The organism is Nocardioides sp. GCM10030259, from assembly GCF_042666375.1.
GTDB lineage: Bacteria > Actinomycetota > Actinomycetes > Propionibacteriales > Nocardioidaceae > Nocardioides.
Genome location: NZ_JBHTDF010000005.1, coordinates 218,692 through 238,088 on the forward strand (window position 1 = coordinate 218,692; position 19,397 = coordinate 238,088).

Consider the following 19,397-nt stretch of genomic DNA (forward strand, 5'->3'; position numbering starts at 1 on the left):
CCCGATGAGCGAGTCCCCGGGGGCGACCCCGGAGGCGGCGACGCCGGGGGCCGACCCGGCCACGGACCCCGGGGACGATCAGGCCCCGGGCATCCCCGTCGACGACGACTACCTCGGCGAGCCCGGACCCCCGCTGGACCACCGCGCGCCGTTCTTCGTCGGCTTCGTCGGCGGGCTCGGCGTCCTGGTCGCCGTCTGGGTGGCGATGCAGATCCAGGCGATCGGCTCCACGCTGATGCTCATCGTCGTGTCGCTCTTCCTGGCGGCGGGCCTCGACCCGGCCGTGCGCTGGTTCGAGCGCCGCGGCATGCGGCGCTCGTACGCCGTGCTGACCGTGATCCTGGCGTTCCTCGCCGCCCTCGCCCTCTTCATCGTCGCGATCGTGCCGGTGATCGCCGACCAGGTCCGGTCGTTGACCGAGAACGTGCCGCAGTGGCTCGACCAGCTGCAGCGCAACCGCCAGGTGCAGCGGCTCGACGACGAGTACGACATCATCACGAAGATCCAGGACTACGTCACCAACGGCGACTTCGCCGGGGCGATCTTCGGCGGTGCCGTCGGCGTGGGCCTCGCGGTCCTCGGCGCCCTCTTCAACGGCTTCATCGTCGTGGTGCTGACGCTCTACTTCCTCGCATCGCTGGAGACCACGAAGTCGGCGATCTACCGCCTCGCGCCGGCCTCCCGGCGGGACCGGGTCTCCCGGCTCGGCAACCGGGTGGTGCGCAGCGTCGGTGGCTACGTCTCCGGAGCGTTCATCGTCGCGATGTGCGCCGGCATCTCGTCGCTGGTGTTCCTGTTCATCGTCGGTCTCGGGGAGTACGCCGTCGCACTCGCGTTCGTGGTCGCGCTCCTCGACGTGATCCCGATGATCGGCGCGACCCTCGGCGCCGTCATCGTCACCGCGATCGCGTTCGCCGAGGACTGGAAGATCGGGCTGGCCTGCGCGATCTTCTACCTCGCCTACCAGCAGATCGAGAACTACGTGATCTACCCGCGGGTGATGTCGAAGTCCGTCGACGTGCCCGGCGCCGTCACCGTGATGGCGGCCCTGATCGGCGCCGCGCTCTTCGGGGTGGTGGGGGCACTCCTGGCGATCCCGACCGCTGCCACCGTGCTCATGTTGATACGCGAGGTGTGGGTGCGCCGGCAGGACACCCGGTAGCCCACTACTGAGGCAGCTCGCCCGCCGCGGGCGCGGCGGCCGCGGTGGTGGCGCGCTCCCCCAGCTTCACGCCGACCACGCCCGCCAGGATCAGCACCCCGCCCAGCAGCTGCACCGGCCGCGGCAGCTCGTCGAGCAGCAGCCACGCGAAGACCACGGCCGCCACGACCTCCACCAGCGCGACGAACGACGCGAGGCGCGACCCGAGCCGCCGGCCCGCGGCGATGCCGGTCGTGTAGGGGACGGCCGCGGTGACGATGCCGAGGAGCACCAGCGGGACCCACCAGGTGAGCGCGGTGCCGGCGTACTCCACGTCGACGGTCGCCCGCTCCATCGGGAGCACCCCGACCAGGCCGGCCAGGCCGAGCACCGCGCTCCCGACGAGCAGGCCGCCCGCGGCGAGCGCCATCGGCGGCAGGCCGTTGCCCTCGTCGGCCGAGATCACGAAGTACGTCGCGGCGCCGACCATCGCGCCGAGCGCCCAGAGCACGCCGGCCGCGGCGAGGTCGGTCCCCGACAGCAGGTCGAGCACGAGGACCAGGCCGAGCGCCGCCACGCCGGCACCGGCCAGCGTCAGCGGCCCCGGCCGCTCGCCGTGGCGCAGCCACAGCCAGACGACGACGGCGGCCGGGGCGGTGTACTCGATCAGCAGCGCCGGACCCACCTGCATGTGCTGGACCGCGGAGAAGTAGCAGAACTGGGCGCCGGCGACCGCCAGCGTGCCGTAGAGCAGGATCAGGCCGGCGTTGCGGTGTACGACGTGCCAGCGGCCGCGCAGCGTCAGCAGCCCGAACGGCAGCACGACCAGCGCCGCCAGCGAGATCCGGATCAGCACGATCGCGCCGGGGCTCCAGCCCGACTCGAGCAGCGGCCGGGCCAGCGCTCCGGCGAGCCCGAACGTCAGGGCGGAGGCGAGCGCGAAGGCGAGGCCCGCGGCCAGCCGGGAGCCCTGCGGAGCCGCCGTGGCGGTCGCGGGCGCGTGGTCGAGGTTGGTCACGGCTGATGGTATCCGGGCAAAGTTCTCCGCATGTCGGGCCGCCCCTGTAATCTGTCAAAATGCCCTTGGCCGATGACACCACGACGATGCTGCAGGCGGCCGTCGTGCTCGCCAACTCCGCGATCGGCACCGACTCCCTGACCAAGGTCGCCCAGCTCGACGAGTGGTACGCCGAGTACATGCACACCGACCGTCGGGCCGCGGGGCGGGGGGAGCTCGAGGCCGTGCGGGCCGTCCGCCCGATCCTGCACGACCTCCTCAGCGCCGACCGCGACCGCGCGGCCGAGCTCGTCAACGAGCTGCTCGCCGAGTCCGGCACGGTCCCGCAGCTGGTGCGCCACGACGACTGGGACTGGCACCTCCACGGCGTCGCCTCCGAGGCCGGGCCGGCGACCCGCGTCGTCATCGACACCGCGATGGCGATGATCGACTTCATCCGCGAAGACGAGATGTCGCGGCTGGGCATCTGCGCCGACGAGTCCTGCACCGGCATCGTGCTCGACCTGTCGCGCAACCGCTCGCGCCGCTTCTGCTCCACCGCGTGCGGCAACCGCAACGCGGTCGCCGCCTACCGCGCCCGGCAGGCGCGGGGCTGACGCCGACCCTCAGCGGAGGAAGCGCCGCAGCACCTCCGTGAACACCTGCGGCTGCTCGGAGTGCACCCAGTGGCCGGCCCCCTTGACGGTCACCCGCCGGTTGCGGGGGAACCAGCGGTCCATCGCCGCGGCGTACTCGTCCGTGACGTAGCCCGAGCGCTGCCCGGAGACCCACAGCGTCGGCTTCTCGTACGGCGGGGTGCCGTCGAGCGCGTCCGCCGGCCAGCCGCTCAGCGATGCGATGTCGCGGCCGAGCACCTCGAGGTTGGGCTGCCAGGACCACCCGTCATCACCGCGGCGGAGGTTCTGGAGCAGGAAGCTGCGCACGGTCGGGTTGGGCACCGCCTCGGTCAGTGCGGCGTCGGCGTCGCGCCGGTGCTCGAGGCGGTCGAGGTCGAGCGCGAGCATGGCGGCGATGTAGCCGGTGAACTCGCTCGCCGACGCGTAGTCGACCGGCGCCACGTCGACGACGCAGAGCCGCTCGACGAGCTCCGGGTGGCGCAGGGCCAGCACCATCGCGGCCTTGCCGCCCATCGAGTGCCCGACCAGCGCGACCGGGTCGTCGGCGCGGAACAGGGTGGCGACCTCGTCGGCGACGTCGACGTAGTCGAAGTGGTCCGGCCACGACGACCGCCCGTGGTGGGGCATGTCGACGAGCACCACCCGGTGGTCCTCCGCGATCACCTTGGCGATGCTCGTCCAGTTCTTGCCCTGGCCGAAGAGGCCGTGGCAGAAGGCCACCAGCGGGCCGCTCTCCCCCAGCGTCGTGGTGTGGAGGGACATGCCGCGAGATTAGTTCAGCACCACGCGCGTACGCCGCGGGGGCTCACGTCCAGGTCGCGCAGCACGACCGCGAGGCGGTCGCCGTACCGCTCGCAGGTCCACCGGAAGTCCGGCCGCCGGTACTCGATCGCGAGCACCCGGTCGCCGTACACGTCCGTGTAGGCGTCGCACTCCCGGTAGCGCCCACACTCCTCCGCGACGGCGAAGTCGTAGCCGACGCGGGTGCCGTCGAAGCCCGCGAGGTTCTTCTGCCCGGCGGCGAGGCCGGCGCGGTGCGCCCCGCGGACCAGCAGCCGTGCGTAGGCGACGGTCTGGTGCTTCGTGAGCAGTCCGCCACTGCGCGTGAACGCGTCGAGGTTGTCGTACTCGACCGCGTCGAAGCCCGAGCGCGCGCAGCCGCGGGTCCAGCGCCCGACGATCCCGGCGAGGCGCTCGCGCTTCCCGGGCGTGCGGATGTCGAGCAGCCACTCGCCCCAGGCCTCGTCGACGACCGGGCGGCCGCGGTGGTGCAGCAACAGCTCGGCGTGCCGACGCCACCACCGCTTCTCGTCGGGCTGGGTCTGGAAGCCGTTGACGTAGCAGACGTTGTAGCGGCCGGGCACCGGCGCCGACGTGCGGTCGCGGACGACGATGCCGACGGTGTCGGGCACGGAACGGTCGCCGCCGAGCTGGTAGTCGACGTCGGTCCCCGTGGGCGGCGGCTCGACCGCGGCCGCCGGCGCGAGCGTCAGCAGCAGGCCGAGGACGGCCAGGAGCGGCAGCAGGCGACGCACGTGGTCAGAAGTCGAAGCCGTCGAACATGTCGCCGATGCCACCGATGCCGTCGCCGATCCCCTCGCCGACGTCGCCGATGCCCTCGCCGATCGCGCCGATGCCATCACCGAGCATGTCGAAGCCCCCGAGCCCGCCGAAGAGCAGGCCGGCGAACATGATCTCCATCGGCCCGAAGGCGCCGAAGTAGCCCTGGGCGTAAGGGCGGTAGGCGCCGCCGGCCTGGTAGTAGGGCACCCGCTGCGCGCCCGACATCACCATCCGGGAGTCCGGGTCTGCGCCGGCCCGCACCCGCTCGGCGTCCAGCGCACAGGCGGGTACGTCGCGCGGCGCGCCGCCGTGCGGCGCCCACATCACGTCGGTGACAGAGAGGCCGTGGCGCGGGTCGAAGAAGCACGGCGGCCGACGCGTCGGCAGCGGCTCGCCGGCGACGCGGGCGCGCACGCACGCGATGGCGTAGCGGCCGTCGTCGAGGATCTGGGTGACGTGGCGGACGTCGTCGGGCCGCGTCATCGCGTCCGCGGCGGTCTTCGCCGACTCGTAGGAGTCGAGCGCCCGCTGGTAGTCGGCGTTCTGGCCCGGGTCGAGCTGACGACCGGCGAGGTCGAGGTCGAGCTCCTGCAGCTGCTCGCCGAGGGCGGTGACGTCCTCGAAGGTGAGCTTGCGGACCGGGGCCAGCTCGGCCTCCCGGCGCGCGAGCTCACGCGCCTTCGCCCGGCGCGACGCCAGCACCGCCACTCCGATGGCCGCGGCGATGACGAGCAGGATCAGGAGGCCTTCCATGGCCCCAGCCTACGGCGAGTCCTCAAGCGCGGGCGGGTTCGCCCGGCTCCTCGACCGGGTCCTCCGCGGTGAGCGGCTGCGCGATGCTCTCCAGCGACCGCCCCTCCGCCTTGACCCCGAGGAATGCCGCGACGACGCCCGCCCCGATCATCAGCGCGGCGCCGATGAAGTAGCCGGCCGCGATGCCGGTGATGTCCTGGTCGGCCGACGCCCGGTCGATCAGCCAGCCGAAGAGCAGCGGTCCGCTGATGCCGCCGGCCGCGGTGCCGATCGCGTAGAAGAACGCGATGCACAGCGCCCGCGTCTCCATCGGGAACACCTCGCTCGCCGTGAGGTACGCCGCGCTCGCCCCCGCCGACGCGAAGAAGAACACGATCGCACCGAGCACCGTCAGGCTCACCGCGGTCACCGAGTCGAGGAAGAACCCCGTGACGCCGAGCAGCGCGCCCGAGAAGACGTAGGTGAAGGTGATCATCCCGACCCGGCCGATCCGGTCGAAGAGCGGGCCGAGCGTGAGGGCGCCGACGAAGTTGCTGAGGGCGAAGACCGCGATGTACCAGCCGGTCTGCTTGACGTCGAGGAACGTCGACAGGGTGTCGCCGTACGTGAAGAAGAAGGCGTTGTAGAGGAACGCCTGGCCGACGAACAGCGAGAAGCAGAGGACGGTGCGCTTGGGGTAGAGCGTGAAGACCGTGCGGGCGATCATCGTGAACGGGATCGTCTTCCGTTGCCGGATCGTGATGGTCTCGTCGACGTCGGGCAGCCGCTCCCCCGCCTCCTCGGCCACCTCGTCCTCGATCGCGCGCACGATCCGCTCGGCGTCGTCCTCGCGACCGTGGATGAACAACCAGCGCGGGCTCTCGGGCACGTTGCGGCGCACCAGCAGGATGCCGACGGCGAGGATCGCGCCGAGCCCGAACGCGAGCCGCCAGCCCCACTCGGCGCTGATCACGGTCGGGTCGAGCAGCGGGATCGTCAGCAGGGCGCCGCCGGCGGCGCCCATCCAGAACGAGCCGTTGATCGCGATGTCGATGCGGCCGCGGTACCGCGCCGGGATCAGCTCGTCGATGGCCGAGTTGATCGCGGCGTACTCACCGCCGATGCCGAAGCCGGTGAGGAAGCGCGCCGCGAAGTACCACCACGGCGCCATCGAGAAGGCCGTGAGCACCGTCGCGCACGTGTAGACGACGAGCGTGACGAGGAAGAGCTTCTTGCGGCCGAACCGATCCGTGAGCTGACCGAAGAACAGCGCACCCGAGCAGGCGCCCGCGACGTAGATGGCGCCGGCGAGGCCGACGTCCCAGCTGCTGAGTCCGAGGCCCGTGTCCGGGTCCTTCAGCGCGTCGGACATCGCGCCGACGATCGTGACCTCGAGGCCGTCGAGGATCCAGACCGTGCCGAGCCCGATCACGATCAGCCAGTGCCACCGCACCCACGGCAGCCGGTCGAGCCGTGCCGGGATGTCGGTCGTGACGCGTCCAGTCTCTGCTCCCATGACGCCGTCCGTACCCGGGGAGGGTTGGCCGCAAGCGGGGTGGTTTCGAGACAGGCGCTGGCGCGCCTTCCTCAACCACCGCCATCGGTGGTTGAGGAGGTTGCGCTAGCAACCGTCTCGAAACCACCCCCGGGTGTCAGCGCGCGGAGTAGTCCCGGAAGCCGCGCTTGGTCTTGCGGCCGAGGTAGCCCGCGGTGACGAGCTGCTCGAGCAGCGGCGCCGGCGCGAAGCCCGGCTCGCGGAACTCGAGGTAGAGCTCGCGCTGGATCGCCAGCGACACGTCGTTGCCGACGACGTCGAGCAGCTCGAACGGACCCATCGGCAGCGCGCAGCCCTGCTTCATCGCGGTGTCGATGTCGTCGGCCGTCGCGTAGTGCGCCTCGAGCATCCGCACGGCGTCGTTGAGGTAGGGGAAGAGCAGCGCGTTGACGATGAAGCCGGCCCGGTCCCCGCAGGCGACGGCGACCTTGCCGACCTCTCCGCAGAGCGCCCGGGTGGTCTCGGTGACCTCGTCGGAGGTGACGACGGTCGACACGACCTCGACCAGCTTCATCACCGGCGCCGGGTTGAAGAAGTGCATGCCCACGACGTCCTGCGGTCGCGAGGTCGCCTGGGCGCAGGCGATGATCGGGAGGCTCGACGTGGTGGTCGCGAGGATGGCGCCGGGCTTGCAGATCTCGTCGAGGTTCTCGAAGAGCGTGGTCTTGACGGCCAGGTCCTCGGCGATCGCCTCGACGACGATGTCCACGTCCGCGAGGTCGTCGAGGGACGTGGACCCGGTCAGGCGGGCGAGCACCTCGGCCTTGGCCTCCTCGGTCGCCCGGCCACGCTGGATCTGCTTGTCGAAGTTCTTCGTCACCGCCGCGACGACCCCGTCGACCTTCTCCTGGCTGCGGCCGACGAAGAGCACGTCGTACCCGCTCTTCGCGAACACCTCGACGATGCCGCTCGCCATGGTGCCGGTGCCGACGACGCCGACCTGCTTGATGTCGTGGCGCAGCCGGGGCGCGGCGTCGGCGGACGGGGTCTGGTCGTCGGCGACGACGACCGGGCTGTCGGGGGCCTCGTAGGTGTAGAAGCCGCGGCCGGTCTTCCGGCCCAGCCATCCCGCGGTCACCATCTGCTTGAGGATCGGCGCCGGCGCGTGCAGGCGGTCGCGGCCCTGGTGGTACATCGTCTCGAGGATCTCGTACGCCGTGTCGAGGCCGATCAGGTCGAGCAGCGCGAGCGGTCCCATGGGGTAGCCGCAGCCGAAGCGCATCGCCGCGTCGATGTCCTCGCGGGTGGCGTAGCGGCCCTCGTACATCGAGACGGCGTGGTTCAGGTAGCCGAAGAGCAGGGTGTTCGCGATGAAGCCGGCCTTGTCGCCGCAGACCACGGGCGTCTTGCCGAGCTGGGCCATCAGCGCGGTCACGTCGTCGAGGACCGGCTGCTCGGTGACGACCGTGCGCACCACCTCGACGAGCTGCTGGACCGGCGCCGGGTTGAAGAAGTGGACGCCGACGACGCGACCGGGCCGCGAGTTGGCGGTGGAGATCTCGGTGACCGACAGGCTGGACGTGTTCGTGGCGAGGATCGTGTCGGGGCCGACGATCCCGTCGAGCTCGCGGAAGAGCGCCTTCTTCGTCTCGAGCGACTCGACGACCGCCTCGACGACCAGGTCGGCGCCGGCGACGTCGGCGAGCGACGTGGTGAAGGTGATCCGGCCGAGCAGCTCGCTCTGCTCGAGGTCGGTCATCTTCTCCCGCTTCACCGCGCGGGTCGTGGAGTGCTCGAGGTACTGCCGGCCGCGGGCCAGGGCATCGTCGTCCTTCTCGACGCCGACGACCGAGAAGCCGTGCTTGGCGAACACCTCGGCGATGCCGGCACCCATGGTGCCGAGCCCGAGGATGCCGATCGTCGTGAACGTCCGAGAGGGTGCCGCTGCGCTCGTCATGCGGCGCATCGTGGCACGGGATCGCCCTGCCTGACAGTGAACTAGTTCACTCGCCAGTAACTTAACGATCCAATCGCGGGATCCCGGACGGTCTCGACTAGATTCATCGCCCGTGAGACTCGTCGTAGCCAGGTGCCAGGTCGACTACGCGGGACGGCTGACCGCCCACCTGCCGATGGCGACCCGGGTCCTGATGATCAAGGCCGACGGGTCGGTGCTCGTGCATTCCGACGGCGGCTCCTACAAGCCCCTGAACTGGATGTCGCCGCCGTGCACCCTCCGCGAGGGCACCACCGACGACGGCCAGGTCGAGTGGACCGTCACCAACCCCAAGAGCGACGACACGTTGCGGATCCTCATCGAGGAGATCCACCACGAGTCCACCCACGATCTCGGCGTCGACCCCGGCCTGCAGAAGGACGGCGTCGAGAAGCACCTCCAGGAGCTGCTCGCCGAGCACCCCGCGACGCTCTCCCCCGGCCTGACGCTGGTACGCCGGGAGTACCCCACGGCGATCGGCCCGGTCGACCTGATGTGCCGCGACTCCGACGGCCACTCGGTCGCGGTCGAGATCAAGCGCCGCGGCGAGATCGACGGCGTCGAGCAACTGACCCGCTATCTCGAGCTGCTCAACCGGGACCCGCTGCTCTCCCCCGTCCGCGGCATCTTCGCCGCCCAGGAGATCAAGCCCCAGGCGCGCGTGCTCGCCACCGACCGCGGCATCGCCTGCGCGGTCGTCGACTACGACGCGCTGCGCGGCCTCGACGACCCGTCCCACCGGCTCTTCTGAGTCGGTCAGACCCGGCAGCCCAGCTCCTCCAGCCCGGCGCGACCCGCGTCGGTGAGCCGCAGCGCGCGGGAGTCGGCGGCGCGGCGCACGAACCACCCGCGGTCGACCAGGGCGTCGGTGATGCCCGCGGCGAGCGCGCCGGCCAGGTGCGGCCGGCGCTCGGTCCAGTCGAGGCAGGGGCGTGCAAAGGAGCGCCGGCGCGACCGGGCGGCCGCGAGGTCGACGCCCCACCCCGACAGGCCGTCGTCGCCGGCGGGCGTCACGGCGTACGCCGGCGTCAGCCACGCGCGCTCGATGAGCGCGTCGTGGACGGCGACCCCGCAGGTGCCGGCGAGGTGGTCGTAGCAGGTGCGCGCGAAGCCGAGGGCGCGCGCGTGGCCCGCCTGCCGGAGCGAGGTCACCGGCTGCGGCGGCGCGACGTGCGACAGCGCCTCGAGCGCCGCGCCGACGTCGGGCCCGGCGATCCGGTAGTAGCGGTGCCGCCCCTGGGAGACGACCTCGACCAGCCCTCCGTCGCGGAGCCGGGACAGGTGCTCGCTGGCCGTGGACGCGCCGATGCCGGCCACCCGGGCCAGCTCGCCGGCCGCCAGAGCCCGGCCGCCCATGAGCGCGTCGAGCATCCGCGCGCGGCTCGGGTCGCCGATCAGCGCGCCGACGGCGGCGAGGTCGGTGTCGTGCACCCGACGAGGCTACGTCGACCACGGTTCGGTCCGGGCCGAACCGTCGGGCCCCTAGCGTCCGGGCCATGGACAACCCCGGAACCCTGGTCGAGGACGCCGTCGAGCACTGCCTGGAGGCCGCCGCCACCTGGCTCGCGTGGGACGGCCGGCCGTTCGTCAGCGAGGGCGGCGACCGCGTCTACACGCCGCAGAAGGCGGTGCGCCGCATCGCCGACCACCTGGTCGACCACCTCGCCGAGGTCGAGGCGCTGCTCGCCGGCGTGCCGACCGAGCCCGACCGCTGGCACGCGAGCCTCGTCACCGTCGAGGCCGACTGGGCGCGGTTCACCGAGCTCGACCTGGACGAGGCCCGGCAGCGGATCCGCCGGCTCGGACGCACGTTCGCGCTCCGGCTCGCGGCCGCCGGACCGGAGGAGTGGGACCTGCCGCGCGGCGAGAACTGGACGCTGCGCGAGATCGCCGAGCACCTGACCGGCATCCGGTGGTACGCCGACCAGGTCGGCGTACCACGATGAGCGCATGAGGATCTTCCACATCGCCACGCTCGCCGACTGGGAGGCCGCGCAGGAGTCCGGCGGGTACCGGACCTCGACCCGCGGCGTGACCCTCGAGGAGCAGGGCTTCATCCATGCCAGCAGTGCCGAGCAGTGGCGCGGGGTGCTCGCGGCCTTCTACGCCGACGTGACGGAGCCGCTCGTGCTGCTGGAGATCGACACCGAGCTGCTCGACGTACCCGTCGTCGAGGAGCCGCCCGGCCCGGGCATCGAGGAGACGTTCCCGCACGTGTACGGCGAGCTCGACCCGGCCGCGGTCGTCGGCGTCACGCCGTTGTAGCCGCCTCCTCGGCGCTGCCGGCGCCGAAGTGCGGGATGGCGACGCGGACGACGGTGCCGACGCCGACCTCGCTCTGGATGTCGACCCAGCCGCCGTGGGCCTCGACGATGGCCCGCACGATCGGCAGGCCCAGGCCGGCGCCCTGCACCTGGTTCGCGATGGCGTGCGGGCCGCGGTAGAGGCGCTCGAAGAGCCGGTTCAGCTCCTCGGGAGGTACGCCGACTCCGGTGTCGCGCACCTCCACCACCGCCATCGCCCCCTGGTCGGCGAGGCAGATGTCGACCCGCCCGCCGGCGGGGGTGAACTTGATGCCGTTGCTGACGAGGTTCTCGACCACCTGGACCAGGCGCACGAAGTCGCCGACCGCGGGCTCGCCGTCGCCGTCGTCGAAGGCGAGGACGAGGCCCCGCTCGATGGCCTGCCCGGCGTGGTCGTCCACGACCCGTTGGCAGACCTTCGCCAGGTCGACCTGCTCGCGCAGCATCCGCACCCGGTCGTCGTCGAGGTACGCCATCGTCAGCAGGTCGTCGACCAGCTGCAGCTCGCGTACGGCGTTGCGCTCGATGACGCCGAGGTACTTGCGTGCCCGGCGGCTCAGGTCCTCCTCGCCGAGCTCGGACATCAGCTCCGTGTAGCCGATGATCGACGTCAGCGGCGTGCGCAGCTCGTGGGAGACCGTGGCGATCAGGTCGTCGCGCAGGCGCTGGGTCTCCGTCTGCAGGCGGCGGCGCTCGGTGGTGTCGCGCAGCGCGATGATGACCAGGAGGCCGTCCTCGCTCTCGAACGGCGACAGCGCGAGCTCCATCGGCACGTCGTGGCCGTCGCAGTGCCGGACGAGGAACTCCCTGGTGTAGCCCATGGGCACCGCGGCGGGCTCGCGCATGTACTCGGCCAGCCCGCGCAGGACGACGTCGGCGTCGGGCTGGGCCGCGAGCACGGTGACCGACTGCCCGACCAGGTCGCCGAGGTCGTAGCCGAGCACCTCGTGGAACCGCTTGTTGGCGACCACGATCGTCGCCGCGGTGTCCACGATGACCGTCGCGTCGGGGGCGGTCTCGAACACACCGCGAAAGAGCCCCTCCGCATAGCGGTCCACGCGCCGAGGGTACCCGCACCGAGCTGTCCGGAACCCGGAGCGGGTGTCCGCGATCGACGCTATTGACGTAGGTTCAACAGCGTGAGGCTGATCATTCTCGGAGTCCTGACCGCCCTGCTCGCCCCGCTCCTGCCGGGAGCCCTCTCCTCGGCGGCCGCCGCGCCGGACCGACCGCGGGTGGTCTCCCGTGCGGTGACGTTCGAGGTGGAGAACACCAACTCGACGTCGGCGCTCTGCTTCCCGGACGAGCAGACGTACGACGTACGCGCGCGCCTCGTCGGGCCGCGCCGCGCCGTCGCCGGCACCGCCGGAACGACGCGCATCAACGTGCTCGTCCACGACGACGGCGCCGGCGGGTGGTTCTGGCGCCTCCCGGGCGCGGACGCTCACGACTACGCGGCCCGCCTGGCCCGGCGGGGCGAGACCACGCTGGTGCTGGACCGGCTCGGGTACGGCGCGAGCGACCGCGCGGACTCCTCGTGCCTCGCCGCCCAGGCGGACGTGCTCCACCAGGTGGTCCAGCACCTGCGGTCGGGGGTCTACGAGTTCGTCGACGAGCGGTTCGTCGACCCCCCGGCCGCTGCGCACGTCGTCACGCACGGCCACGGCGCCGGCGCGGCCATCGCCCAGCTCGAGGCGGGCACCTTCGACGACGTGGCCGGCGTGGTGCTGATGTCGTGGACCGACGGCGCCACCACCCAGGTCGCACGCCAGGCGGTCACCGACCGGCGCGCGACCTGCGCCACGGGCGCGGACGGCGCTCCGGTCGCGGCCGATGCGGCGACGGCCCGCGGCCTGCTCTTCGCCCGCGCACCCGGGAGCGTGCAGAGCCGGGCCACGTCCCTGCTCAGCGAGGTGCCGTGCGGTGACGTGCTCAGCCGCACGACGACGCTCGCCGCCGTGCGCGGAGCGGCCAGCCGCATCGAGGCGCCCGTGCTGCTGATGTACGGCGACGCCGACGCCCTCACGACGCCGCAGGCGCGGTCCGGGCAGCCCGCGTCGTACGCCGCGGAGGTGACGACGCGGACGTTCGCCGGCGCCGGCAACGCGCTGCCGCTGGAGCGCCCGGCCCAGGTCGGGAACGCCGTGCTGCGCTGGCTGGGGTGAGCGTCAGGCTCAGGCGCCGGCCTGGCGGGGCGCCGTCGGGTCGTCGCCCTCGGCGCTCTGCTCGCGGGCGACGTACTCCTCGATGTCCTCGACGTCGTCGAGGTTGCGCTTCACCACCGCGAGCAGGTCGCTCATCGTGGCGACCTCCTCGACCTGCTCCTTGATGAACCACTGCATGAACTGCTCGGAGGCGAAGTCGAACTCCTCGCGGGCGATCCGGAGCAGCCCGTTGATCTGGTCGGTGACGCGCCGCTCCTGCTCCAGCGCCAGCTCGACCGGCGCGACGACGTCGGCGAAGTCGCTCACCGGCGCGGGCACGGCCGGGATCGTCACCGGGCTGTCGGTGTCCAGCAGGTACTGGATCATCATCGCCGCGTGCGCGCGCTCCTCGAGCGCCTGGGCGTAGAAGAACGCGGCCATCTGCGGCATCGTCAGCGCGTCGTAGTGGACGGCGCAGGCGAGGTACTGGTTGTGCGCGGCGAGCTCGTTGCCGATCTGGACGTTGAGCTGCTCGGTGAAGCGCGGTGCGGCCACGGGGTGCTCCTCGAGGTCGGCCGGGGGGTCGGGACTCAGGCTGCCTTCGCAAGCTTCTTCTTGGTGACCTTCTTGCCGTCGACCCGAACGAGCTTGCGCTTCTTGACCGTATACCCCGAGGGCAGCGTGCCTTCCTTGAGCATGCGGAGCGGGCAGCGTCCGCACTTCGACTTCGACACGCAGCACTCCATCTTCGGCAGCTTCGCCACCTTGCCGGAGCTCTTCTTCTTGCCCACGCGCGGAACCGTAGCACGGGATTAGGCGAGCCTTACCTCAGTCGTCTCATCGGCGAATCGCCGGACCGGCAACTATTCACAGTGTGTATAGTCCGGCGCCATGAGCGCCGCACTCCCCCTGCTGGCCCTCCTCGAGCAGGAGCCGGCCCACGGATACACCCTCAAGCAGCGGTACGACGACCGCTTCGCCCGGACCCGTCCGCTGGCCTTCGGGCAGGTGTACGCCGCGCTCTCCCGCTTCGAGAAGAAGGGCTGGGCGGAGGTCGTCGAGGTCGAGGTGGTCGACGGTCCCGAGCGCAAGCGCTACCGCATCACGACCGACGGGGTCGAGGCGGTCTCGGAGTGGGTCTACGCGCCCCAGCAACCGACGGAGTTCGCGATGAGCAACCTCTACACGCGCGTCAGCGTCGCCCTGACCTCGGGCCGCTCGGCCGCGGACGTCCTCGACCGGCAGCGGGTCCAGCACCTGGCCCGGATGCGGGAGCTGACCCAGGAGCGGAAGAGCGCCGAGCCCGCAGCCCAGCTCGCGATCACCTACGAGCTCGCCCACCTGGACGCCGACCTGCGGTGGATCGAGGAGGCCGGGACCCGGCTGGAGGAGCTGCGATGAGCCCGACGAAGACGCTCGGGCCCGCCGTGCTCGAGGCCCGCGGCCTCACCGTCCGGTACGGCGACACCGTCGCCGTCGACGCGGTCGACCTCGCGATCGAGCCGGGCTCCCGGACCGCCGTCATGGGTCCGTCGGGGTCGGGCAAGTCGTCGCTGGTCCACGCGCTGGCCGGCATCGTCCGCCCGGACGCCGGCGAGGTGTGGTTCGAGGACGAGCGGCTCGACCTGCTCGGCGAGGCGGCGCGGAGCAGGCGCCGCCTCGCCCGGATGGGCATGGTCTTCCAGTTCGGCGACCTGGTGCCGGAGCTGACGCTGGTCGAGAACGTGATGCTCCCGCTCCAGGTGCTCGGCCACAAGGCGCGACCGGCCCGGGAGCGAGCGCTGACCGTGCTCGACGCCCTCGGCGTGGCCGACCTCGCCGACCGACGTACCGGCGCCGTGTCCGGCGGCCAGGCGCAGCGCGCCGCGGTCGCCCGGGCGCTGGTGCACCACCCCTCCGTGGTGCTGGCTGACGAGCCCACGGGGGCGCTCGACAGCCTCACCGCGGAGCGGGTGCTCGACACGATGGTCGAGGTGACGCGCCAGATGGGCGCCGCCCTCGTCGTCGTCACCCACGACCACGTGGTCGCCTCGCACCTCGACGACCTCGTCGTCGTCCGCGACGGGCGCGTCGGCGTGGGAGCCCCCGCATGACGTCGCTGTGGCTGGGTCTTCGGCTCTCGCTGACGCCGTCCGCGCGGGTGCGCACGGCGCTGCTGGTGCTGGCCGCTGCCCTCGCCGGCCTGGTGCTGCTGACGACGCTCGCGGCCAGCCGGTTCGAGCTCCACAACGCCACCAGCTACCAGGCCGAGATGCCGCGCATCGTGGCGTCGGTCGTCGCCGCGGTGACCCTGCCGTGCCTGGTCCTCCTCGCCACGGTCGCCCGGCTCGCGGCGTCGCTGCGCGACCGACGGCTCGCGAACCTGCGCCTGGTCGGGCTGACGCCCGGACAGACCCGCCTCGTCGCCACTGCCGAGACGGGCGTGGCCGCGACCCTCGGGAGCGTGCTGGGCTGGCTCGCCTTCTGGGGGCTGCGCCCGACCCTGATCGACCACTCGCTCGGCGGACGGCACTGGGACCTCACCTTCGCGCCCGAGCCCGTCGACCAGGTCGCGGTGCTCCTCGCCGTCCCGCTCACCGTGGCGCTCGTCGGGCTGCTCCCCACCCGGGTCACCGCCCGCGACCCGCTCGCGGTCACCCGTCGCACGGACCGGACCCCGCCCGGCTGGTGGCGGCTCGTGCCGCTGGTGCTCGGCGCGGTGGCGTGCGCCGTCGTGGTCGTGGGCGACGAGCGGGGTCCTCGCGAGGACACCGACCGCGAGATCGCTCTCTTCCTCGTCGGCACGACCCAGCTGGCGCTGGGACTGGTCCTGGTTCTGCCGGCACTCGTCCGCCTGCTCACCCGCGCGCTGTCCGGCCGGCCGCTCGGAGCGGCCTCCCGCATCGCCGTACGCCGCCTCGAGGCGCAGCCCGCCGCGGTCGCCCGGATCATCGGCGCGCTGCTGATCGGGCTCTTCCTGGTCACCGGCGCGCGCTACGTGCTCGTGGCGTTCGAGAGCACGCCGCAGTACGTCGAGGCGGCGCGCGGCCTCGAGGAGGAGCAGCGGGTCGCCACGGACACCACCGCCGACGAGGCGCCGACGGTGGTGGGCGAGCTCGAGCGCGCCGAGGGGATCCGCGACGTCGTGGACCTGCCGATGGTGCGCAGCGCCGGCGAGACCTACCTCGAGGCGCTCGTCGCGACCTGCGCCGACCTCGACCGGGTCGGGGACGTCCGGGGCTGCCGCGACGGCGAGCCGATGTGGCTCGGCTCCGGTGCCCACGAAGGCCTGCCGGAGACCGTGCGGTGGGTCGCCGGTGACGACGAAAGCACGATCGTCGTGACCACCCCCCGAGACCTGGCGGCGATGGGCAACGACGAGCCGTGGGGACTGATCGCCCCGCTGTACGCCGACGTGATCATCCCGCCCGCACTGGTCCCCGACCTGCCCGCGACGACGCGTCACTCCGTGCTCGTCACGGGCCCGCCCGGCCGCGACCTCGTCGACCGCGTGCTCGACCACGCCGGCAACCAGGGGGCGACGGTCACGGCGGACTACACGGAGTACGACTTCGTGGCCACCATGCGCGCGATCGTCTGGACGATCGCCGGGGTCGTCCTCGGCGTCGGCCTGCTCGCGCTGACGATAGCGACGATCGACCGCACCATCCAGCGCCGCAAGGAGGTCGCCGGGCTCCGGCTCGTCGGACTGGCTCCGGGCGTGCTGCGCCGGGCGCAGCTGATCGAGACCGGGCTGCCGGTCACCCTGGGCGCAGTCCTCGCGATCGGCCTCGGCGCGCTCGCCGGTGCGACCTTCCTGACCCTCGACGACGGCCTCGTCATGCCGTGGCTCCAGACGTGGGTGCTCCTCGGCATCGCCGTGCTGGGCTGCCTCGGCGTCGCCGCGATCGCGATGCTCAACGCCGTGCCCCGGCTCCGGCCCGAGGAGATCCGGGCCGAATAGATCCGGGCCGAATAGATCCGGGCCGAGTGATCAGTCCAGCCCGTTGGCCGCGCGGATCACGTCGACGATCCCGCCCATGATCTCGGTGAGCCCGAAGTCCTTGGGCGTGTAGACGGCGGCGACCCCGAGCTCCCGCAGCCGGCGACCGTCGGAGTCAGGGATGATCCCGCCGACGATCACGGGCACGTCGTCGAGGCCGGCCTCCTTCAGGCCGTCGAGCACCGCCGGGACCAGCTCCATGTGCGAGCCGGACAGGATCGACAGCCCGACGCAGTGGACGTCCTCGGCGACGGCGCCGGCGACGATCTGCTCGGGCGTGAGCCGGATGCCCTGGTAGACGACCTCGAAGCCGGCGTCCCGGGCGCGTACGGCGACCTGCTCGGCGCCGTTGCTGTGCCCGTCGAGCCCGGGCTTGCCGACGAGCAGCCGCAGGCGGGTGCCGAGGGCCTCGCCGGTCTCCCTGACCCGCTCGCGGACCGCGGTCAGCTCGGCGCCGGCCTCGGCGACGACGGCGCCGCTGACGCCCGTCGGGCCGCGGTACTCGCCGAACACCTCGCGCAGCGTCCCCGCCCACTCCCCCGTGGTCGCGCCCGCACGGGCGGCGACCAGGGTCGGGCCCATCAGGTTGGTCTCGGTCTTGGCGGCCGCGGCAAGGGCGGCCAGGGCCTCCGCGACCTCGGTCTCGCGACGCTGCGCCTTCCACGCCTCGACGCTGGCGATCGCCGTCTGCTCGGCCTCGGGGTCCGCGGCCATGATCGCGCCGTCGAGGTCGGCGGTCAGCGGCGACGGCTCGGTCGTCTCGTACTTGTTGACGCCGACGATGACCTCGTCGCCGGACTCGATGCGGGCCCGGCGGGCGGCGTGCGAGGAGACCAGCTCCTGCTTCATGTACTCCACCGCGGCGATCGCCCCGCCCATCGCCTGGACCCGGTCGATCTCCGCCTTGGCGCCCTCGACCAGCTCGGCGACCTTGGCCTCGATGACGTGCGAGCCGTCGAAGATGTCGTCGTACTCGAGCAGGTCGGACTCGAAGGCCAGCACCTGCTGGAGCCGCAGCGACCACTGCTGGTCCCAGGGGCGCGGCAGCCCGAGCGCCTCGTTCCAGGCGGGCAGCTGCAAGGCACGGGCGCGGGCGTTCTTGGACAGCGTGACGCCGAGCATCTCGAGCACGATGCGCTGGACGTTGTTCTCCGGCTGGGCCTCGGTCAGCCCGAGCGAGTTGACCTGCACGCCGTACCGGAACCGCCGCATCTTGGGGTCCTGCACGCCGTAGCGCTCGCGGGTGATCTCGTCCCACAGCTGCACGAAGGCCCGCATCTTGCAGGTCTCCTCGATGAACCGGACGCCGGCGTTGACGAAGAACGAGATCCGGCCGACGACCTTCTCGAAGTCCTCGGCCGAGACCTGCCCGGAGTCCTTGACCGTGTCGAGGACGGCGACCGCGGTGCTCAGCGCGTACGCGAGCTCCTGCGTCGGCGTCGCGCCCGCCTCCTGCAGGTGGTAGCTGCAGATGTTGATCGGGTTCCACTTCGGGATCTGGTGGACGGTGTAGCTGATGACGTCCGAGATCAGCCGCATCGAGTGCTCGGGCGGGAAGGCGTAGGTCCCTCGCGAGAGGTACTCCTTGATGATGTCGTTCTGGGTGGTGCCGGCGAGCTGGGCGGCGACCTCCTCGGGCGACAGGTCAGGGTTCTGCTCCTCCGCGACCACCTGGTACATCGCGAGCAGCCACATCGCGGTGGCGTTGATCGTCATCGAGGTGTTCATCGCGGTGAGCGGGATGTCCTCGAAGAGTCGCCGCATCTCGCCCAGGTGCGGCACCGGTACGCCGACCTTGCCGACCTCACCGCGCGCCAGCGACGAGTCCGGGTCGTAGCCGGTCTGGGTCGGCAGGTCGAAGGCGACCGACAGGCCGGTCTGCCCCTTCGCCAGGTTGGTGCGGTACAGCGCGTTCGACGCGGCGGCCGTGGAGTGGCCGGCGTACGTGCGCATCACCCACGGCCGGTCCTTCGGGTGGCTCGCCTTCTCGCTCATAGGTCGGAGCGTAGGCGCGTGGCTACCGATTGGTAACCGGCTGTGGGGTATCCGACACGGGTCTCGACCCGCTGGCGCGTCCTGCTCAGGCGCTGATGGTCTCGCGCTCGACGGCGACGACCCGGCCGATCCGGGACAGGGTCAGCATCCGGCGTACGGCGGGACCGCAGCCGCGCAGCGTGAGGTGGTGGCCGTCGCGGGAGGCCTGGCGGGTGGCGACCGCGAGCAGCTTGAGGGCCGTCATGTCGATGGTCTCCACGTCGGTGAGGTCGACGACGAGGTCGACCTCGTGGCCGCGCAGCTGGTCGTAGATGGCGGCGCGGACCTCCATCGTGCTGCGCACGTCGAAGTCGCCGCTGAGGTGGAGGATCGATCCGTCGGTGGTGATGTCCATCTGATGAGCCCCCGTGT

The 19,397-nt window shown here is 72.1% G+C and carries 21 protein-coding genes; 9 read left to right on the forward strand and 12 right to left on the reverse strand.

Annotation, left to right across the window (positions count from 1 at the left end):
- Positions 1-4 precede the first annotated feature (4 nt).
- Positions 5-1,162 carry an AI-2E family transporter gene (locus ACFQQI_RS05535; protein WP_378559113.1) on the forward strand — a complete coding sequence of 386 codons (1,158 nt, stop codon included), beginning with the start codon at positions 5-7 and terminating at the stop codon, positions 1,160-1,162.
- 4 nt (positions 1,163-1,166) lie between these two features.
- On the opposite strand, the gene ACFQQI_RS05540 is transcribed toward ACFQQI_RS05535, so the two are convergent.
- Entirely contained in the window at positions 1,167-2,159 is a 993-nt protein-coding gene (locus tag ACFQQI_RS05540; RefSeq protein WP_378559116.1) for a DMT family transporter, read from the reverse strand.
- Between the two features lie 59 nt (positions 2,160-2,218).
- On the opposite strand from ACFQQI_RS05540, the gene ACFQQI_RS05545 reads away from it, so the two are divergent.
- Entirely contained in the window at positions 2,219-2,755 is a 537-nt protein-coding gene (locus tag ACFQQI_RS05545) for a CGNR zinc finger domain-containing protein (protein ID WP_378559119.1), read from the forward strand.
- Positions 2,756-2,764: 9 nt separating this feature from the next.
- Here ACFQQI_RS05545 and ACFQQI_RS05550 read toward each other — a convergent pair whose 3' ends face one another.
- The 5 genes from ACFQQI_RS05550 to ACFQQI_RS05570 all read right to left on the reverse strand — a co-directional run bounded on the left by ACFQQI_RS05550 (position 2,765) and on the right by ACFQQI_RS05570 (position 8,523).
- Positions 2,765-3,538: an alpha/beta fold hydrolase gene (locus ACFQQI_RS05550; RefSeq protein ID WP_378559122.1), complete on the reverse strand. Its 774-nt coding sequence runs from the start codon at positions 3,536-3,538 to the stop codon at positions 2,765-2,767.
- A 14-nt stretch (positions 3,539-3,552) separates the two neighbouring features.
- Positions 3,553-4,311 (reverse strand): endo alpha-1,4 polygalactosaminidase, encoded by a 759-nt coding sequence (locus ACFQQI_RS05555; RefSeq protein WP_378559125.1) that lies wholly within the window; start codon positions 4,309-4,311, stop codon positions 3,553-3,555.
- A gap of 4 nt (positions 4,312-4,315) precedes the next feature.
- Entirely contained in the window at positions 4,316-5,092 is a 777-nt protein-coding gene (locus tag ACFQQI_RS05560) for a hypothetical protein (RefSeq protein ID WP_378559128.1), read from the reverse strand.
- Between the two features lie 22 nt (positions 5,093-5,114).
- Positions 5,115-6,587 (reverse strand): MFS transporter, encoded by a 1,473-nt coding sequence (locus tag ACFQQI_RS05565; protein WP_378559131.1) that lies wholly within the window; start codon positions 6,585-6,587, stop codon positions 5,115-5,117.
- 136 nt (positions 6,588-6,723) lie between these two features.
- Complete coding sequence (locus ACFQQI_RS05570) at positions 6,724-8,523, reverse strand: 3-hydroxyacyl-CoA dehydrogenase family protein (RefSeq protein ID WP_378559134.1); 1,800 nt, start codon at positions 8,521-8,523, stop codon at positions 6,724-6,726.
- Between the two features lie 112 nt (positions 8,524-8,635).
- Between ACFQQI_RS05570 and nucS the strand changes: the two genes are divergently transcribed.
- Complete coding sequence (gene nucS, locus ACFQQI_RS05575) at positions 8,636-9,313, forward strand: endonuclease NucS (RefSeq protein WP_378559137.1); 678 nt, start codon at positions 8,636-8,638, stop codon at positions 9,311-9,313.
- Between the two features lie 5 nt (positions 9,314-9,318).
- Here the strand turns inward: nucS and ACFQQI_RS05580 are convergent, their stop codons facing one another.
- Positions 9,319-9,993, reverse strand: a complete 675-nt coding sequence (locus tag ACFQQI_RS05580; protein WP_378559140.1) for an ArsR/SmtB family transcription factor — start codon at positions 9,991-9,993, stop codon at positions 9,319-9,321.
- Positions 9,994-10,058: 65 nt separating this feature from the next.
- Between ACFQQI_RS05580 and ACFQQI_RS05585 the strand changes: the two genes are divergently transcribed.
- Together ACFQQI_RS05585 and ACFQQI_RS05590 are read left to right on the forward strand one after the other, a co-directional pair.
- The gene (locus tag ACFQQI_RS05585; RefSeq protein ID WP_378559143.1) at positions 10,059-10,508 is read left to right on the forward strand and encodes a hypothetical protein; all 450 of its coding nucleotides are present in this window, start codon (positions 10,059-10,061) and stop codon (positions 10,506-10,508) included.
- A gap of 4 nt (positions 10,509-10,512) precedes the next feature.
- On the forward strand, positions 10,513-10,827 hold the full coding sequence (locus ACFQQI_RS05590; protein ID WP_378559146.1) for a DUF952 domain-containing protein: 315 nt from the start codon (positions 10,513-10,515) through the stop codon (positions 10,825-10,827).
- Here the strand turns inward: ACFQQI_RS05590 and ACFQQI_RS05595 are convergent.
- Complete coding sequence (locus tag ACFQQI_RS05595) at positions 10,814-11,923, reverse strand: ATP-binding protein (protein ID WP_378559149.1); 1,110 nt, start codon at positions 11,921-11,923, stop codon at positions 10,814-10,816. The two genes, ACFQQI_RS05590 and ACFQQI_RS05595, sit on opposite strands and share 14 nt — an antisense overlap.
- Positions 11,924-12,004: 81 nt before the next feature.
- On the opposite strand from ACFQQI_RS05595, the gene ACFQQI_RS05600 reads away from it, so the two are divergent.
- Positions 12,005-13,030, forward strand: coding sequence for an alpha/beta fold hydrolase (locus ACFQQI_RS05600; RefSeq protein WP_378559151.1), 1,026 nt, complete (start codon positions 12,005-12,007; stop codon positions 13,028-13,030).
- A 9-nt stretch (positions 13,031-13,039) separates the two neighbouring features.
- Here the strand turns inward: ACFQQI_RS05600 and ACFQQI_RS05605 are convergent, their stop codons facing one another.
- Together ACFQQI_RS05605 and ACFQQI_RS05610 are read right to left on the reverse strand one after the other, a co-directional pair.
- Positions 13,040-13,564, reverse strand: a complete 525-nt coding sequence (locus ACFQQI_RS05605; RefSeq protein WP_378559154.1) for a ferritin — start codon at positions 13,562-13,564, stop codon at positions 13,040-13,042.
- 35 nt (positions 13,565-13,599) lie between these two features.
- On the reverse strand, positions 13,600-13,800 hold the full coding sequence (locus ACFQQI_RS05610) for a hypothetical protein (RefSeq protein ID WP_378559157.1): 201 nt from the start codon (positions 13,798-13,800) through the stop codon (positions 13,600-13,602).
- Positions 13,801-13,900: 100 nt separating this feature from the next.
- On the opposite strand from ACFQQI_RS05610, the gene ACFQQI_RS05615 reads away from it, so the two are divergent.
- From ACFQQI_RS05615 to ACFQQI_RS05625, 3 genes are read left to right on the forward strand one after another with little or no spacing between them, the layout of a single operon-like run.
- Positions 13,901-14,410: a PadR family transcriptional regulator gene (locus tag ACFQQI_RS05615; protein WP_378559160.1), complete on the forward strand. Its 510-nt coding sequence runs from the start codon at positions 13,901-13,903 to the stop codon at positions 14,408-14,410.
- Positions 14,407-15,102 carry an ABC transporter ATP-binding protein gene (locus tag ACFQQI_RS05620; protein WP_378559163.1) on the forward strand — a complete coding sequence of 232 codons (696 nt, stop codon included), beginning with the start codon at positions 14,407-14,409 and terminating at the stop codon, positions 15,100-15,102. Before ACFQQI_RS05615 ends, ACFQQI_RS05620 begins: the two co-directional genes overlap by 4 nt.
- The gene (locus tag ACFQQI_RS05625) at positions 15,099-16,952 is read left to right on the forward strand and encodes an FtsX-like permease family protein (RefSeq protein WP_378559166.1); all 1,854 of its coding nucleotides are present in this window, start codon (positions 15,099-15,101) and stop codon (positions 16,950-16,952) included. The genes ACFQQI_RS05620 and ACFQQI_RS05625 overlap by 4 nt, the downstream gene beginning before the upstream one ends.
- Positions 16,953-16,982: 30 nt before the next feature.
- Here the strand turns inward: ACFQQI_RS05625 and ACFQQI_RS05630 are convergent, their stop codons facing one another.
- Together ACFQQI_RS05630 and ACFQQI_RS05635 are read right to left on the reverse strand one after the other, a co-directional pair.
- Positions 16,983-18,986 carry a protein meaA gene (locus tag ACFQQI_RS05630; RefSeq protein ID WP_378559169.1) on the reverse strand — a complete coding sequence of 668 codons (2,004 nt, stop codon included), beginning with the start codon at positions 18,984-18,986 and terminating at the stop codon, positions 16,983-16,985.
- 85 nt (positions 18,987-19,071) lie between these two features.
- Complete coding sequence (locus ACFQQI_RS05635; RefSeq protein WP_378559172.1) at positions 19,072-19,380, reverse strand: STAS domain-containing protein; 309 nt, start codon at positions 19,378-19,380, stop codon at positions 19,072-19,074.
- Positions 19,381-19,397 lie beyond the last annotated feature (17 nt).